This window comes from Nocardia arthritidis, assembly GCF_011801145.1.
GTDB lineage: Bacteria > Actinomycetota > Actinomycetes > Mycobacteriales > Mycobacteriaceae > Nocardia > Nocardia arthritidis_A.
This window is the reverse complement of record NZ_CP046172.1, coordinates 5,687,511-5,705,586: the sequence shown is the minus strand read 5'-3', so window position 1 is coordinate 5,705,586 and position 18,076 is coordinate 5,687,511. Positions and strand designations below refer to the sequence as shown.

The 18,076-nt window shown below is 69.5% G+C and carries 10 protein-coding genes (1 of these 10 running past the window's edge); all 10 read left to right on the top strand.

The annotated features are described in order from the left end of the window. Tightly spaced (each overlapping or abutting the next), the 10 genes in view from F5544_RS25630 to F5544_RS25585 form a layout consistent with a single transcriptional unit that may run on beyond the window. Positions 1-2,745 carry the 3' portion of a type I polyketide synthase gene (locus tag F5544_RS25630; protein WP_167475549.1) on the top strand. 207 nt of this gene lie to the left of the window's left edge, so only the last 2,745 of its 2,952 coding nucleotides appear in the window; the start codon falls outside the window, past its left edge; the stop codon is at positions 2,743-2,745. Then, positions 2,738-8,344, top strand: a complete 5,607-nt coding sequence (locus F5544_RS25625) for a non-ribosomal peptide synthetase (protein WP_167475548.1) — start codon at positions 2,738-2,740, stop codon at positions 8,342-8,344. The genes F5544_RS25630 and F5544_RS25625 overlap by 8 nt, the downstream gene beginning before the upstream one ends. Continuing rightward, a complete protein-coding gene (locus F5544_RS25620) occupies positions 8,341-10,071 on the top strand; it encodes a fatty acyl-AMP ligase (protein WP_167475547.1) in 1,731 nt (576 codons plus the stop codon). The genes F5544_RS25625 and F5544_RS25620 overlap by 4 nt, the downstream gene beginning before the upstream one ends. After that, on the top strand, positions 10,068-11,054 hold the full coding sequence (locus tag F5544_RS25615) for a hypothetical protein (RefSeq protein ID WP_167475546.1): 987 nt from the start codon (positions 10,068-10,070) through the stop codon (positions 11,052-11,054). The genes F5544_RS25620 and F5544_RS25615 overlap by 4 nt, the downstream gene beginning before the upstream one ends. Then, entirely contained in the window at positions 11,032-12,786 is a 1,755-nt protein-coding gene (locus tag F5544_RS25610) for an HAD-IIIC family phosphatase (RefSeq protein ID WP_167475545.1), read from the top strand. Before F5544_RS25615 ends, F5544_RS25610 begins: the two co-directional genes overlap by 23 nt. After that, positions 12,776-13,027, top strand: coding sequence for an acyl carrier protein (locus tag F5544_RS25605; RefSeq protein ID WP_167475544.1), 252 nt, complete (start codon positions 12,776-12,778; stop codon positions 13,025-13,027). The genes F5544_RS25610 and F5544_RS25605 overlap by 11 nt, the downstream gene beginning before the upstream one ends. Next, a complete protein-coding gene (locus F5544_RS25600; protein WP_167475543.1) occupies positions 13,024-14,562 on the top strand; it encodes an SDR family NAD(P)-dependent oxidoreductase in 1,539 nt (512 codons plus the stop codon). The genes F5544_RS25605 and F5544_RS25600 overlap by 4 nt, the downstream gene beginning before the upstream one ends. Then, on the top strand, positions 14,525-15,484 hold the full coding sequence (locus F5544_RS25595; RefSeq protein ID WP_167475542.1) for an ABC transporter ATP-binding protein: 960 nt from the start codon (positions 14,525-14,527) through the stop codon (positions 15,482-15,484). Before F5544_RS25600 ends, F5544_RS25595 begins: the two co-directional genes overlap by 38 nt. Continuing rightward, positions 15,471-16,259 (top strand): ABC transporter permease, encoded by a 789-nt coding sequence (locus tag F5544_RS25590; RefSeq protein WP_167475541.1) that lies wholly within the window; start codon positions 15,471-15,473, stop codon positions 16,257-16,259. The genes F5544_RS25595 and F5544_RS25590 overlap by 14 nt, the downstream gene beginning before the upstream one ends. Beyond that, positions 16,259-18,076, top strand: a complete 1,818-nt coding sequence (locus F5544_RS25585; protein ID WP_167475540.1) for an ArnT family glycosyltransferase — start codon at positions 16,259-16,261, stop codon at positions 18,074-18,076. The genes F5544_RS25590 and F5544_RS25585 overlap by 1 nt, the downstream gene beginning before the upstream one ends.

The following is an 18,076-nucleotide window of genomic DNA, read 5'->3' as shown; positions in this document are numbered from 1 at the left end:
GATTTCTTCGGGATGAGCCCGCGCGAGGCGCAGCTGACCGATCCGCAGCACCGGCTGTTCCTGCGTTGCGCCTGGGAGGCTTTCGAGGACGCGGGCTTCGTGCCCGGCGAAAATCCGTCCCCCGTAGGCGTTTTCGCGGGCGCCGGCGTCAGCACCTACCTGCTGAACAACCTCATCGGGCACGGCGGGCTGTTCGAGACGCCGAGCACGCAGCTGCCCGTGCTGCACGGGAACGCCTCGGATTACCTGGCCAGCAAGGTGTCCTACAAGCTGGACCTGACCGGGCCGAGCGTCGCGGTGCAGACCGCCTGCTCGACCTCGCTGGTCGCCATCCATCAGGCGGTACAGGCACTGCTCGACTTCCACTGCGATCTCGCCCTGGCGGGCGGGGCCAGCGTGCAGGTGCCGCACGAGACGGGATACGTCTACGAGGAAGGCTCGATCCTGTCCCCGGACGGGCACTGCCGCGCGTTCGACGCGGCGGCTGCCGGGACGGTATTCGGTTCCGGCGCCGGTGCGGTGGTGCTGAAACGACTCGACGACGCGCTCGCCGACGGGAACAACATCCACGCGGTGATCATCGGTTCGGCGGTGAACAACGACGGCGGCCGCAAGGTCGGCTATACCGCGCCGGGGATCACCGGGCAGCGCAACGTGATCCGGGAGGCGCTCGATGTCGCGGGTATCGCGGCGGAGAGCATCGGCTACGTCGAGGCGCACGGCACCGGCACCCGGCTCGGCGACCCGATCGAGATCGCCGCGCTCACCTCGGCCTACCGCGAGCACACCGAGGCCCGGCAGTTCTGCGCCATCGGCTCGGTGAAAACCAATGTCGGACACCTCAATTCGGCGGCGGGCGTGGCCGGGTTCATCAAGGCGGTGCTGGCCGTGCGGGACGGAAAGATCCCGGCCAGCCTGCATTTCACCCGACCGAACCCGGAGATCGACTTCGCGAACAGCCCGTTCTTCGTCAATACCGAACTGCGGGAGTGGCCCGACGAGCGGCGTCGCGCGGCGGTGAGCGCCTTCGGGATCGGCGGCACCAATGCGCACGTGATCCTGGAACGGCCGCCCGCGCGGGCGAATTCGGCCGACGCGACCGGACCGCAGGCGTTGCTCGTCTCCGCCCGCACCGCCGCCGAGGCGGACCGGCTCGCCGCCGACCTGGCCACCCACCTCCGCGATACGAAGCAGGAATTGTCGTCTATCGCGGACACTTTGGCCTATGGCCGGCGCCGCTTCACACACCGGCGGGTCGCCGTCGGCGCGACGGTCGCCGCGGCCGCGCAGGCATTGACCGAACCGATCGCGGGGCAGGCACAGCCCGCGCCGGAACTGGTGTGGTTGTTCCCCGGACAGGGCATCACGCTCGGGGCAGGCTGGAACGAACTGGCCACCGCGGTGCCCGCATTCGGCGCGGGTCTACGCGAATGCGCCGAATTGCTGCGCGCGGAATCGGATTTCGATCTGGCGCGGGCGATCGGTGACGGCGGCGATCCGGCGCGGGATCAGGTCGCGCTGTTCGCGGTGGAATACGCCCTGGCCCACATGTGGCGCGAATTCGGTGTCGCACCAAAGGAATTGCTCGGTCACAGCCTGGGCGAACTGGTCTGCGCGACGGTCGCCGGTGTTTTCGCGCTACCGGACGCACTGCGGCTGGTGGTGGCGCGCGGCAGGCTCATGGCGGCCAGCCAGGACGGCGCGATGCTGACGGTGTCGCTCGGCGCGGCCGATATCGAAGACCGACTGCCGGAAGGCGTCTGGTTGGCCGCGGACAACTCGGCCACCAGGTGCGTCGTCGCCGGATCGCCCGAGGCGGTGCAGCGGCTGGCGGGCGAGCTGGCGGCGGAGAATGCCGCGACGGCCCTGCTTCCGGTGCGGCACGCCTTCCACACCCCGTATCTGCGGGATGCGGCGGCGCGCTTCGCCGAACTCGTCGCGTCCGTACCCCGGCAGGCGCCGCGGATACCGTTCTGGTCCAATCACACCGGAGCGCCGATCACCGCCGAACAGGCCACCGATCCCGGCTATTGGGCCGCGCAGATGACCGGTCCGGTGCGGTTCCGCGCCGCCGCCGAGGCGCTCGGCGCGCGACAGTCGGCCACCGTCGGACTCGAGGTGGGTCCGGGACGGACGCTGATCTCGTTCCTGCGCACCGCCGATCGATCGGCGACGACCGTCGCCAGCGGCACGGGTACCGGCGAGGCGGTGGTGGTGGCGGCCGGACGGCTGTGGGTCAGCGGGGTAGACGTCGATTTCGCTGCCGTACACGGCCGCCCGCGCGCCGGATTCGTCAGCCTGCCGACCTATCCGTTCGCGCGGCAGCGGCACTGGATCGAGCCGCCGGACGCGCCGCGCCCGATATCCGCCGAACCGGTCCCGGAGCCGATTGTCGAGGCGGCCGAGGCATTCGACGACTTCCCGCCGGAAGACGAACTGACGGAATCGATCCGGAGCGGCGTCGCCGAGGTGTGGCGCACCGCGTTGGGCGTCAACGACATCGACGAGCACGCGAATTTCTTCGAGGCGGGCGGTGATTCGCTGCTCGCCGTGCAGGTCGCGACCCGGTTGCGGGCCGTGTTCCCGCTGGAACTGCCGCTCGGCGAGCTGTTCGCCAAGCCGACCATCGCCGCGATGACCGAGCGCATCGGCGATCACCTGATGCAGCGGCTGGAAGCAATGTCCGACGGCGAGGTCGAGCTGCTGCTCGCCGAGCCCGCGGAGGAACGGAACGACAATGGTTGAGCACGTGGACGCGCGGGCCTCCCGCCGAGAACTATTGCGGCGCTGGGCGACCGGGATGATCGCCCGGCCCACCATCCCGCAGCGCCCGGACCGCTCGGTCGCCGATCTCTCGGCGGCGCAGCAGCGGATCTGGTTCCTGGAACAGCTGTTTCCGAACCGCGCCACCTACACCATGCCGCTGGCGCTGCGGCTGAAGGGCAGGCTCGACCTCAACGCGTTCCGGTGCGCGCTGACGCTGGTCGCGGGCGGTCAGGAGGCGCTGCGCACCGGCATCGAACTGCGTGACGGCGTGCCGGTTCAGGTGATAAACCCGGCAGGACCGGTGCCGCTCACGGTGGTCGAGCCGTCCGAGCTGGATCCGGAGCGGCCGGCGGCGGATGCGCTGGCCCGGGTGGAGGCATTCGGCCGCACGGTCTTCGAGCTGTCCGGCCCGCTGTTCGCGACGCTGCTGGTGCGCCTCGACGAGCACGACGCCTACTTCGCGGTGGCCATGCACCACATCATCTCCGACGGCTGGTCGCTCGGCGTCTTCGCCACCGAGCTGATGTCGGCATATGCCGACTACGTCGACGACCGGCCCCCGAGGGTGCGCGAATTGCCGGTGCAGTACGGCGATTTCACCACCTGGCTGCGCGAACGCGAACAGCGCGACCGCTTCGCGGGCGAGCTGGAGTACTGGCGCGGCGTGCTCGGCGACGAACCGCCGCTGGTGACCTTCCATCCCGACCGCCCCCGGGCCGCCGAACCGGAGAACCGCGGCGCCCGAGTGCCGTTCACGATTCCGGCGGAGCTGCACCGTGATCTGGTGCGGCTGGCCGGATCGGTGCGGGCGGACGACCGGCCCGCGACGCTGTTCGTCGCGCTGCTGGCCGGATTCAAGGCGCTGCTGCGGTATTACACCGGCGCCGAGGACATCACCGTCGGCACCGCGATCGCGAATCGCACCGTGCCCGAGGTGGAATCGTTGATCGGATTCTTCGTCAACGCGCTCGCGCTGCGCACCGATCTGTCCGGCGCGCCGACCTTCCGCGAGCTGCTCGCCCGCGAATTGCGGGTGGTATCGGCGGCTTTCGATCACCAGGAGGTGCCGTTCGACCTGGTGGTCGAGCAGGTGCGGCCGGATCGCGAGCTGAGCCACTCGCCGCTGTTCCGCACCGCGCTCGTCCTGCAGAACACCGGAATGCCGGAGCTGCGGGTGCCGGGTGTGCGCGCGGAATTCCTGGACGTGCATTCGGGGACAACGAAATTCGACGTGCTGGTGACGCTGCGGGCGGTGGACGACGAACTCGTCGGCGGCATCGAATACGACGTCGACCTCTACGACGAGTCGACGGTCACCGGGATCGCCCGGCATTTCCAGGCGCTGCTCGCCGCCGTGGTGGCTGAGCCGGATACACCGCTGCCGCAACTCGACATCCTCGCGCCCGAGGAACGGGAGCGGGCCGTCGCGGCCGCGCTGCCGGTCGCGGAGGCGGCGGAACCGGCCGCGACGTTGCCCGAACTCTTCGCGGCGCAGGTGGCGCGGACGCCCGATGCGATCGCCCTCACGGATCGCGACCGGGACTTCAGCTACGCCGAACTCGACGCCGCGGCGGCCCGGCTCGCCGGAGTGCTGGCCGAAAACGGTGTCACGCGCGGGGATTTCGTCGGCATCCACCTCGATCGGTCGGCCGATGTCGTGATCGCGATACTCGCGGTGCTTCGCGTCGGCGCGGCATATGTGCCGCTGGATCCGATGTATCCGGCGGAGCGGGTCGAGTTCATGATCGCCGACTCCGGAGCCCGGCTGATCCTCACCGACGGCTCCTCGGCGCTGGAGGGGCCGCGGCTCCTGTCGATCGACGAAATCGACGAAGCCGTCGCACCGCAGGAATTTTCGCTGCCTCGGCCCTCGGACGCCGCATACGTCATCTACACCTCCGGCTCGACCGGCGTGCCGAAAGGCGTTGTCATCGAGCATGCCAACGTGGTGCGGCTGTTCTCGACCACCGCGGATCTGTTCGACTTCGGCCCGGACGACGTGTGGACGATGTTCCACTCCTACTCCTTCGACTTCTCGGTCTGGGAGCTGTGGGGTGCGCTGCTGCACGGCGGCAAGCTGGTCGTGGTGCCCGGCGAAATCGGTCGCGCCACCGAACAATTCGCCGAACTGCTGATCCGCGAGCGGGTCACCGTGCTGAACCAGACGCCATCGGCCTTCGTCCAGCTGCTGCGGACGTTGGACGGTGCGGCGGATCCGGCGATCCGGTGGGTGATCTTCGGCGGCGAGGCGCTGGACCCGGCGACCCTGCGGCCATGGTTCGACCGCTACGGCGACCGCGCCCGGCTGGTGAATATGTACGGCATCACCGAAACCACGGTGCACGTCACCTATCGCGAGCTCACCCGAGCGGAGGTGGCCGAGGGCGTCGGCAGCGTGATCGGCGCGCAGCTGCCGGATCTCGGTGTGCTGCTGCTGGATTCGGCCGGCAATCCGGTGCCCGACGGTGTCGCGGGCGAAATGTACGTGTGCGGCGCCGGTGTCGGCCGCGGCTATCTCGGCCGCGACGAGCTGACGGCCGAAAGATTCCTGCCCAGCCCGGTATTGGACGGTCGGCGGGTGTACCGGACCGGTGATCTCGCCCGTCGCCGCGCCGACGGCGAACTCGAATACCTGGGCCGGATCGATCAGCAGGTGAAGGTGCGCGGTTTCCGGATCGAACTCGGCGAGATCGAGGCCGCCATCGCGGCGCAGCCGGGTGTCGGCGAGGCGGTGGTGATCGCCCGCACCGAGGGCGGCAATGTCGCGCTCACCGCGTATCTCACGCCCGACGCGGCGTCGGAGGCCGCGCCGGAGGCAGATCAGGTCGCCGACTGGGCCGCCGTCTTCGACAGCACCTACGGACAGGAACGCGCCGAACTGGCCGCCGATTTCAACATCACCGGCTGGAACAGCTCCTACACCAACGCCGAGATCCCGGAAGAACATATGCGGGAATGGGTGGAGGCGACCGTGGCCGCCGTGCGCGGCTTCGCGCCGCCGGACGCCCGCGCGCCCCGCCGGATCCTCGAAATCGGCTGCGGCACCGGCCTGCTGCTCTCCCGGCTGGCCCCGGACGCGGAGCACTACGACGCCACCGATCTGTCCGCATCGGCGGTCGAACAGGTGCGGACGAAGATCGTCGAACCCGATGGGCTCGGCCACGTCCGTCTGTTCCAGTGCGCCGCGGACGAACTGCCCGACCTGGGCGCTCATTACGACCTGGTGCTGATCAATTCGGTGGTGCAGTACTTCCCGAGCGCCGAATATCTCACCCGCGTACTGGAATCCGCGGCCGACCTGCTCGCGCCCGGCGGCGTGCTGTATGTCGGCGATGTGCGGGACCTGACGCTGAACGCGGCCTTCCACGCCTCGGTGGCGGCGGCCGCCGCCCCGAACGCGCACTCCGCCGAATTGGCGGCCGCGACCAAGGCCGGTGTCGAGAATGACGCGGAATTGGTGTTGTCGCCCAAGTACTTCCACGATTTCGCCGCGGCACACAGCCGGTTCGCCTGCTGCCGGATCCGGCTCAAGCGCGGTGTGCACCTCAACGAGATGTCGCGTTTCCGCTACGACGCGGTGCTGCACGCCGACCTCGGGCGGTTGCCGGTGCGGCCGCAGGCGCTGAACGCGGGCACCAGCCCGGAGCTGCTCGCCGAACTGCTGGAGCGGGAGGCCCCGGCGGCGGTGATCGTTCCGGACGTGACGGACGGCCGGGTGGCCGGACCCGTCGCGCTGGTCGAGGAATTCGGCCGCGGCCGGATCAACGCCGCCCGGATCCGCGCCGTGCTGGCCGAATCCGGCGGCCGGAATCCGGAAGACTATCTGCGGCTGGCCGATCGGCTGCCGTATCGGGTGGAGGCGCTGCGCCGTCCCGGTGGCCGCTACGACGTCGTCGCCGCGCGTGCCGACAGCGGACCGGTGGCGATCCCGCGGCGGGATACGGACTGGCTGCACGAGCCGGTGGTCTCGGATCCGTTGCGGGTCAAGGCGCGTGCCGATCTGGCGGTCGCGGTGCGGGCCCGGCTGGCCCGGCGACTGCCCCAGCACATGGTGCCGTCGGCCGTCGTCGTTCTCGACGGTTTCCCGTTGACCCCCAACGGAAAACTGGACCGGCGCGCGCTGCCCGCGCCCACGGTGCGGCGCACGACGCTGGAGTACGAACCGCCGCGCACCCCGCTGGAGCAGCGGGTGGCCGGTGTCTTCGCACAGGTGCTCGGCGTGCCCCGGGTCGGGCGCACGGACAACTTCTTCGATCTGGGCGGGCATTCATTGTTGGCGGCCCAGTTGATCCTGCGGCTGAAAGAGACGTTCGCCGAGGATATTCCGCTCGGATCGGTGTTCGCGCGGCCGACCGTCGCCGGCGTGGTCGCGCTGCTGTCCGGAACAGCGGAGGAGGCCGCCGCCATCGATCTGGCGGCGCAGGTGCGCGCCGGAATCGCGGCCTGGCCGGACGTCCCGATCCCGGCCGCCCGGCCACGGACGGGCGAGGTGCTGCTCACCGGCGCGACCGGCTTCGTCGGCGCGTTCCTGCTGCGTGAGCTGTTGCGGCGCACCGATTCCCGGGTGCACTGCCTGGTGCGCGCGCAGACCGCGGACGCGGCGCTGGCGCGGCTTGTCGCGGCCTTCGAGGCATACGAACTGCCCACCGACGGCCTGGACCGGGTCATCCCGGTGCTCGGCGAGCTCGGCGCACCGCGATTCGGCCTGTCCGAGAAGGAATTCCTGCTGCTCGGCCGTCGCGTGGACGGTATCTACCACAACGGCGCGCAGGTGAACTTCGCGCTGCCATACGATTCGCTGGCCGCGGCCAATGTCGCGGGTACGCAGGAGATCATCGCGCTGGCCCGGATCGCGGGCACCCCACTGCATTTCGTGTCCTCGCTGTACGTGCTCGGCCCCGGCGACGCGGCGGCGGGCGAGATCGGCGCGCCCGCGCTCGCCCGCGATCCGTCCCGGCTGGCGCTCGGCTATCTGCAGACGAAGTGGGTGGCCGAACGCCTGGTGTGCGCGGCAGGGGAGCGCGGGCTGCCGGTGAACGTCTTCCGGCTCGGCCGGATCGCCGGGGACAGCGTCACCGGCGCCTGCCAGACCAGCGATTTCTTCTGGCTGCTTGTGAAGGCGAGCCAGGAGGCCGGGCTGGCGCCGGACGTCGACTTCGTCGTCGATCTGGCCCCGGCCGATTTCGCCGCCGCCGCCATGGTGGAGCTGGCCCGCGAAACCGGGCCGGGCGCAAACATCTACCACATCCGCAACCACGCGCCGGGTGCGTTCGCCGAGGCGGTCGAGTGGCTGCGCGGTGCGGGCTGGGAGCTGCGCACCGCCGATATTCCGGAATGGCGCGCGGCGATCACCGAATACGCCGCCACCGCACCGGATTCGGCCGCGCACCGGGTGCTGAGCCTGCTCGGCGGGCACGACGGCCTCGCGCCCGCACTGCGATTCGCGCCCGATCCGGCGCTGGCCCGGCTCGATGTGGCGTGCCCGCCCGTGTCGCGAGAGCTGTTCGAACGCTACCTGAGTTACTTCCGCAAGATCGGGTTTCTCGCGGAGCCGGCCCGACAGGAGGTCGAGGCATGACAACCCTGGTCGACGCGCTGCGCGAGCGCTGCGAGCGGAATCCGGGCGGCGAGGCGTACAGCTTCGTGAGCTATCCGGATTCGCGCGATATGCACGGACAGGTCGATTCGCTGACCTTCGCCGAAACCGACCGTGCCGCACGGGCGTTCGCCGTGACGCTGAGCCAGCTCGCCCGGCCGGGGGATCGGGCGGTGCTGCTGCTGCCGCCCGGACTGGAGTACGTCACCGCGTTCTTCGGCTGCCTGTACGCCGGAGTCGTTGCCGTGCCGCTCTTTCCGCCGAGCGCGCACCAGAGCAATGATCGGCTCGACGCGGTATGTCTCGACTCCGACCCGATCTGCCTGATCACCGCCGACGCCGACCTGCCGACGGTCACCGCGTGGCTGGACGACGCGCCCGCCGAGATCACCCGGCTGGTGCTGAATATCGCCGAGGTCGATCCCGGATTCGCCGACTCGTGGGCCCGGCCCGAACTCGGCGCGGACGATATCGCCCTGCTGCAGTACACCTCCGGCTCCACCCGCACGCCCGCGGGGGTGATGGTGCCGCACCGCGGGCTGCTGGCCAACGGCAGGCAGATCTATGAAATGTTCGACAGCGTCGGCATTTCGGCGGACGAGCCGCTCACCTTCGTCAGCTGGCTGCCGCTGTTCCACGATATGGGCCTGATGGTCGGGGTGACGCTGCCCGCCGTCGGCGGCGATCCGGTGCTGCAGATGTCGCCGATGTCGTTCCTGCGCAGGCCGGAACGGTGGCTGCGCGCTATCGGCGGCCGCCCCGAGCAGACCATGTCGGCGGCGCCGAATATGGCCTACGAGCTGTGCACGCAGCGGATCAAGCCGGATCAGCTCGACGGCGTCGACCTGAGTCGCTGGCGATTCGGCCTGTGTGGAGCGGAACCGGTGCGCGCGAGCACGATTCGCCGATTCCAGGAGATGTTCGCCGGAAACGGTCTGCCCGCCTCGACGGTGATCGCCGGATACGGGCTGGCCGAGGCGACGTTGATCGTCTCGGCGAACTGGCGCACCGAATCCGGGATCCGCATCCGCACCGTCGACCGGGACGCGCTCGCGAAAGGCATTGCCACCGAGGCCGTCAGCGGTGTGGAGGTGGTCGGCGCCGGATCGGTCGTGCCCGATACCGACATGCTGATCGTCGATCCGGCCACCCACGAGCGTTTGCCGGAGGACCGGATCGGCGAGGTGTGGGTGCACGGACCCGCTGTCGCCGCAGGGTATTTCAATCGGCCCGCGGAAACGGCGCAGACCTTCCACGCCGAGCTCACGCCGCCCGATGGCAAACGCTATATGCGCACCGGCGATCTCGGTTTCCTGCACGACGGCGAGCTGTATCCGACGAGCAGGCTGAAGGATCTGATCATCGTCGACGGCCGCAACCTGTACCCGCCGGATCTGGAAACCACGGCCGAGCAGGCGCATCCGCAGGTGCTGCCCGGACGCTGCTCGATCTTCTCGATCGAACAGGACGCGCAGGAGAAGGTGGTGGTGCTGGTGGAAACCCAGCGCGGCAAATCCGCCGAGGACGCGGCGGCGCAACTGCGTGATTCGGTGCGGCAGGCCATCTTCGACACGCACGCGGTGAGCGTGCACGAGGTGGTGCTGCTCGCACCCGGCGCCATTCCGCGCACCTCCAGCGGCAAGATCCAGCGGTCCGCGTCGCGCACCGCCTACCTCGACGGCACGTTGCGGAATGCGAGGGCGCGATGAACGGTACGAGTCCCGCCGAACACGGCGACAAACTCACCTGCTTCACCGCGGCGCTGGCCAGCGCCCTGGTCGCGAGCGGCGAAACCCGTTGGTGGCGGCCGCTGCTCGTGGACGGCCCGGTGCTCGCGGTGCGCCCGGCCGAGGAGGACCTGCTGCTGTTCGAGCATCACGCGGTGCCGCCGCTGCCCGCGCTCGGCTTCCGAATCGCGGGCTCGGACGACTGGGATATCGCCTACCCGGCGATCAGCGAGCAGGTGGACAGCTACGGCGCCGCCGTGCTGCTCGCCGACATCCACCATCTGCCGTGGCAGCGAGCGCACGGCAAATGGCATGCGCCGCACTGGCTTTCGGTGGTGGACAACGGGCAGATCCTGGTACTGGACGACCCGCTGAGCATGACAACCGAATTGGGGCCGCAACTCGGTACCCGGGTACCCGTGCCGACCCCCGCCGACCTGCGTGAGTGGGCGGTGAGCATCGAACGGGCGGATACCGTTTCGCGGCTGCGGGAGCAGTCCGCCGCGGGCACGGCGGAGATCTACTCGGAGTGCCGCTACCGCTGGCTGGAGGCGGTCCCGGATACCGTCGCGCCCGCGCCGGACCCGGATCGCCTCGTCGGCCCCGATGCGCTCACCGCGCTGGCCGCCCGCTTCCGATTCGCCCGCACCACGGCGGATTTCGCGCAGGTGGACGATCTGTGGCAGGCGCTGCGCCAGCGCGAACTGCTGGTCTGGGCGGCGGGTATCGACGACGCGGTGCTGGACGCGGCGGGTCGCGAGCACTGGCAGCGGGCCACCGACGAATGGCGCAAACTGCCGCCGCTGCTATTGCACGCGCGCATGCGGGCCGCGTCGGGCGGCACGGTCGATACCGGCCGCATCGTCGAAACACTCACGGCCCTGGCCGAATTCGAGGGAAGGCATCAGGCGTTCGCCGACCGACCGGAGGAGATGGGACATCATGCACTCCCGCTTGGCCACTGAGCTACGCGCCGACGCGGGCTATCCGGCCTGGGCCGAACGCGCGAAAGCCTTCGAGCGGCAACCGGATCCGGACGCGGCCGGGCGGCCACCGGTGCGGATCGCGCTGCTGGCCACCTTCGCCGCGGAATTCCTGGCCGATCTGCTGCCGCTGGCGGCGGCCCGCGCCGGATTGTCCGCGCAGCTGCGCACCTTCCCCTTCGGCCAGCTGGAACAGGTGCTGTTCGACGGCGAAAACGATTTGCGCGAGGGCGATTACGTGGTGCTCGCGGGCAGTCACCACGATCTCGTCGATACCGTGGAGGACAGTGTGCGCCGCTGGGTCGGTCTGTGGGAGGCCGCGGCCAGGCTCGGCGTGCGGGTGGTGCAGCTGGGTTTCGCGCCGCCGGTGCTCGACCCGTATCGGGGCGCGGCGCTGCGCACCCCGCGGTCGCGTTCCGCGCTGGTGCGTGAGGTGAACCGGCAGCTGGCCGAATATGCCGCGGGCCGTGTGCTTTTCGTCGATGTCGAACAGCTCGCCGCCCAGGTCGGGCTGCGCAACTGGGAGGATGGGCGCGGTTGGTACGCGATGCGCCAACCGTTCGCGGCCGACAGCCTGCCATGGCTGGCCACCGCGATCGCGGACACGATCGCCGCCGATCGCGGGCTGTCGGCCCGGTGCGTGGTCGTCGATCTGGACGGGACGCTGTGGGGCGGCGTGCTCGGCGACGACGGCATCACCGGTGTCCGCGTCGGCGTCGGCGCGGAAGGTGAGGCGTTCGCCGACTTCCAGCGATACCTGCGCGGGCTCACCGAGCGCGGTGTGCTGCTCGCGGTGGCCAGCAAGAACGATCGCGAGCTCGCGCTGGAGGCGCTCGCCGAGACGCCGGGAATGGTGTTGCGCCCGTCGGACTTCGCCTGCGTAGTCGCCGACTGGCGGCCGAAATCCGAACAGCTGAAGGAGATTTCGAACAAGCTGCGACTCGGTCTGGCCAGTATGGTCTTCGTCGACGACAACCGGGCCGAATGTGAGCAGGTGGTGGCGGCGCATCCGCAGGTGCGTGCCATCTGCCTGCCGGTCGCGCCGTCGAAATTCCCGGCCGCGCTGGCCGCGGTGCCGTGGTTGCAGCCGGGCACGCTCTCGGCGGAGGATTTCGCTCGGCAACGCTCCTACCAGGCGCTGGCCGCCGCGGAGGAGCTGTCGGTCGGCAATTCCCTCGACGAATTCCTGGACGGTCTGGAGATGACCGCGGTGATCGAACCGATCGATGCCCGCACCCTGGACCGCGCCGCACAGCTGATCGCGAAGACCAACCAGTTCAACCTGACCACCCGCAGGCACACCCAGGCCGAGGTGGGCCAATTGCGCACGGACGAGCGATGGTTCACCGCGACGCTGCGGCTGCGCGACCGCTTCGCCGACCACGGCATCGTCGGGGTGCTGCTCGCCGAACATATCGGCGACGGCGTCGAGATCGACACGCTGCTGTTGAGCTGCCGGGTCATCGGGCGCACAGCCGAGTCGAATCTGCTTGCCGCCGTGTCGCATTGGGCGATAGAGCGGGGAGCGCGGCAGCTGACCGGCCGCTACGTGCCGACCGTGCGCAACGCGCTCGTCGCCGATCTGTACCCCCGGCTGGGTTTCGACACCGAACGGCGAACGCCCGAGGTGTCGGTATTCGGATACGACCTCACCGGCGGCCCCGTGCCCGCGAGTCCCCATATACGAGAGGCGCAGCTACAACATGAGCACTGAACGCGTGATCGAGGATCTGCTCACCCTGTTCGCCGATGTGGTCGGCGATCCGGCCGTACACGGAATCGACACCGTGCGCGGCGATATGGACGTCTGGGATTCGCTGGCCCAGGTGCGGCTGGTGTACGCGGTGGAGCGACATTTCGGCGTCGAGTTGCCAGGGAACCTGCTCACCTCCGAGGTATCGCTCGCCGAGGTGGCCGCCGCCATATCCGCCGCGCGGGAGGCGGATGTGTCATGACCACAAGGGTTTTCCGGCTCGTCGACAACGATATCGCCGCGTATGCCAGCGCGGTGGGCGATCGCAACCCGCTGCACGTCGACGGCGAATTCGGCAGGCGCTCGCCCTACGGCAGGCCGGTCGCGCACGGCGCGCTGGTGGTGACGCTCGCACTCGGCGCGCTCGCCGAATTGCTGGATCCGCGTACGGTGCACGAGATCCGGGTGATCTTCCGGCAGCCGACGCTGCCGGGCCGCCGCTACGAGATCGACTGGACGGTCTCGGACGGGCGGGCGCGCGGCCGGGTGCGGTTCGGCGATATCGAGGTCGTCGATATCCGGTGCGTGCTCGGCGCAGCGCTGCCGTGGTGCGGTCCGGCCGCCGTCGGCGCGGAGCTGCGCACCGAGCCGCGGGTGCTCGGACTGGGCCACCTGATCAGCCCATCGGGTGGACCCGGCCGCGAACGTGGTTCGTACGCCATCGATTACCGGCAGGTGTCCGGACTGGTGGCCAGGGTGATCGGCGGCTGGATACCCGAACATCTGGCGACGGTGCTCGGCTGGGCCAGCTACTGGACCGGGATGTGCACGCCGGGTCGGGACGCGCTGCTCGTCGCGTTGACCATGCGGCTACGCGGATCGGGCTGCGGCGCAATAAAATTCGAGACACAGGAACCGGAGGCCGACCGAGGCTCCGGACTGGTGACCGTGCGGGCGCGCAGCACGCGCGGCGCCGCCGCCGACATCACCGTGGAAAGCCTTATCCGCGAACCGGTTCCGGGACCGGACCCGGCCGAGCTGGCGGCGGTGCTGCCGCCGTCGCAGGACCTGGCCGGGCGGACCATTCTCGTGGTCGGCGGCAGCCGGGGGCTCGGCGCGGCGGTCTCGATCGGGCTGGCGAGCCAGGGCGCGCGAGTTCTGGTGAGCTGCACCCGCGTCTCGCATCCGCTGATGGAGGCGGCGAGCCGGTATACGGGTCGGCTGGTGCCGGTGCTCGCCGACGTGAGCGACGGCTGGGCGCTGCAGACCGCGCTGCCGGACACCCCGCTCGACGGTGTCGTACTGCTGGCTGCACCCGCCATCCCGAACCTCTCGCTGGCGCCCGACGCCATCGAGCCCGCGGCCCAATTCATGGCCGCGAGCACCAGATTGGTCTTCGGGCCGCTGTCGGTGTGCGCTCCTCGGCTGCGGCCCGGCGCGACGGTGGTGCTGGTGTCGTCCGAGGCCGTCGTCGAACCGCCGCGCTGGTGGCCGCATTACGTCGCGGCCAAGGCCGCGCTGGAGGGCCTGGCGAAATACCTTGCGCACCACCATCACTGGAATGTGGTGGTGGCGCGTCCGCCCCGGCTGTGGACCGACCTGACGAATACGCCGGGCGGGCGGGCCGCCAGTCATCCGATCGCGCCGGTCGCCGCCGAGATCGTCACCGCGTTCCGATCGGAAGACGCGGGCACGGGAGAAGTTTCGATAATCGGGCCGGATACCCAGCCCTGGCCGTCGGTCGCTGAGGAGGTGCGAGATGCTGGAGATCTGCGGGCTCGTCAAGTCGTATGGTGAGCGAAAGGTGCTCGGCGGCATAGATATCGAGGTGGCCCCCGGCGAGGTGCTGGGACTGCTCGGGCCCAACGGCGCGGGCAAGACCACAACGGCATCGATCGTCGCCGGACTGACCCCGGCGGATGGGGGCACGGTGCGGATCTCGGGCATCGACGTGCGCGAGCGGCCCCGGCAGGCGCGGCGCAAATTGGGTTTGGCGCCACAGGAACTCGGCGTCTACCCGACGCTCACCGCGCGGGAGAACCTGATCTTCTTCGGACGGTTGATGGGCGTCGGGCGTGCGGATCTCGGCCCACGCGTCGCGGCGGTGGCCGAAAGTCTCGGCGTGAACGCATTTCTCGATATCAAGGCCGAACACCTCTCGGGTGGTCAGCAGCGCAGGCTGCACACCGCGATGGCGCTGCTGCACGAGCCCGAGGTGCTGTGGCTGGACGAGCCGACCGTCGGCGCCGACGTCAACGCCCGCCGCGATCTGCTCGCCGAGGTGCGCAGCCTGGCCGACCGCGGCGCGGCGGTGGTCTACGCGACGCACTACCTGCCGGAACTGGAGGCGCTCGACGCGCGGGTGGTGATATTGCACCAGGGCCGGATCCTGGCGCAGGGCAGCGTCACCGAGCTGGTCGAAAAATACGCGAAAGCCGCTGTCAGCCTGGAATTCTCGGATGCGATACCGAACTGCCTGAACAGCTTCCGGCAAATCGACGGCGCGGCCGCCGGCGGAACCCGGCTGACCATTCCGACCGGAACGCCCGGTCAGCTGCTGGCGCACCTGTTCACCGTCCTCAACGGCGACACCGAGCGGCTGCTCTCGGCCGAGGTGCACCACCCGGACCTGGAGAACGCGTACACGGCCATCATGGCCGCGGCGGCGGGTCCGGCGAAAACCGTTGTCACAGAAGGAACCGAACATGTTGCTGCATGATTCCGCGCTCGCCAGGGTGCGCGCGCTGTCCTGGGCGGATCTGCGGCGCATCCGCAACGATCCGGCCCAGCTGATGGTCATCACCGTGCTGCCCATCGGCATGATGGCCTTCCTGACCCCGGCGAACAAGGCGCAGCTGCGCTTCTCGGGCTACTTCAACGCCAACGGCGCCGAACAGTCCGGACCGGGCACCATCGTGCTGTTCGCCTTTTTCATCACCACACTGCTCGGCGCCTCGTTCTTCCGCGAACACGAGTGGGGTACCTGGGACCGGCTGCGTGCGGCGCCGGTGCGCGCGGCCGAGATCATCGTCGGAAAGTCCTTGCCCACACTGCTTTTCTCGGCGGTGCAGCTGACCATCCTGTGGGTGGTCGCCTTCCGGGTGTTCGATCTGCACAGCAAGGGGTCGATCGGACCGATCGCGGTGCTCACCGCCGCCCTCGCCGTCGCGACCTGGGGGTTCGGCATCGCGCTTGTTTCGCTGTGCCGCACCATCGATCAGCTGTCGATCATGGCGCAGCTCGGGTCGCTCGCCCTCGGCGGACTGGCGGGCACCATCACACCGAGGGCCACCCTGCCCGGATGGGCGCGGGCGCTCTCGCCGTACACACCGCAGTACTGGGCTTTGAAGGGCTATCAGGATGTCATCCTGCGCGGCGAGGGCTTCGGCGCCGTCGTGACGCCCTGCCTGGTTCTGCTCGGCGTCGGCTTGGTCGGCGCGCTTCTGGCCGCATTTCGATTCCGATTGCGGCACACCAAGATTGGCCGGAGTTGATGACCGCGACAACCATCGCATATCCCGAAACCCAAACCGACCGAACATCATTGCCGCGGCGCGACGGTGCACGCTGGGTGCGCCCCGCGCTGCTGCTGATCGCGGCCTTGGCCGCGACGAGCTATGCCTGGGGCATCCGGACCCAGCCGCCGGTCATGTTCTATGCCGCCGCCGCGCGGTCGATGTCCATGAGCTGGCACAACTTCTTCTTCGCCGCCTTCGACCCGGATGCCACGATCAGCATCGACAAACTTCCCGCCGCGTTCTGGGTGCAGGCGCTCTCGGTGCGGGTGTTCGGCCCGCACGACTGGGCCTACATCCTGCCGCAGGTGGTGGAGGGCGTGCTCACCGTGCTGGTGCTTTTCCGCGCCGTGCAACGGATTTCGGGCCCGGCCGCGGGTCTGATCGCGGCGCTCGTACTGGCGGTGACACCCGCGACGGTCGCGCTGAACCGCGGCAACGTCCCGGATTCGCTGCTGATCCTGCTGCTGGTGCTGGCATTCGACCGGGTCGCCGTTGCGCTCACCACGGGTCGCCTGCGCAATCTCGGATATGCCGGGATCCTCGTCGGCCTGGCCTTCAACGCGAAGATGGTGCAGGCGTGGCTGGTGGTACCCGCCGTCGTGGCGGCCGTGCTGTGCACCGCACCGAAAGCCGAACTGCGGCAGCGGATCACCGGCACCGCCTGGTTCGCCGGTAGCGCCGTCGCGGTGTCGCTGCTGTGGATGGCGGTGGTTTCGGCGATACCGGTCGGCTCGCGGCCGTATGTCGATGGGAGCCAGCATAATTCGCTCTTCGAGCAGGTCTTTCTGTTCAATGCGGCGAACCGGGCGAACGATTCGTTCGGTGTCGGTGCGGGAAATATCGCGGTCGGTGACAGCGGGGTCGGGTACCGGAACATCCTGGTATTCGGTCCGGATCAGCGGATGGAGCATATTTTCGCGGGCGGGGGCGGGCGGGCTATCGGCTGGCTGGTGCCGCTCGCGCTGATCTGCCTGGTGGGCTTGGCCTTTCGGTCCCGAGGGCGGCGGACACAGCCGCAGACGGCGGCGCTTGTGCTGTGGGGCGGCTCGCTGCTGGTGCATCTGGTGGTATTCCAGGCCATCGGTACGGTATCGCCGTATTACCTTGCGTCGCTTACCCCTTCGATCGCGGCGCTGATCGGTATGGGGGCGGTGGGATTCCGGGAGCTGGCGGCTCGGCCCGCGGTGCGTTGGGCTGGGATCGCGGCGGTGATCGCCACTGTCGGCTATGGTTGGTTGTTACTCGCGCCCGCGCCTCGTGAAGTGCGGTGGGGGATAGTCTGTTTCGCGCTGCTGTGCGTCGCGCTGGGGCTACTCGGCGGCCGATGGCTGATCGCGCTGCTCATCGGTGCGCTGGCCGCGCCCGCGGCGGCATCTGTCGCTGTGACGGCCGATCGCTTCGGGCCCGTCGATACCCCGTTCGAACCGCTGGCGGCGACCGTCGTCACCCAGCGGTACTCCAGGGATGCAGTGCATCAGGCGACGGAACTACTTGCGTTCGTTGGTAATTCGTACAGCTCCCGGTATCCGGTCACCACCTACACCTCGGTGGTGGCCGCGCCGTTCATTCTGGTCTCCGGTAAACAGATCCCGTCCATCGGCGGGTTCACCGGTACCGCTCCCGCACCGACCGTCGATCAGATCGCCGACCGGGTGGCGGCGGGCGATATCGGGTTGGTGCTGGTCACCGAATCCGATGACGAACGGGTCGGCTGGATCCGGCACCACTGCGGGCGGCTGCTCGGCAAGGGCGCGGTTACCGCATACCGGTGCACCCCGGCCTCAGTGCGTTGA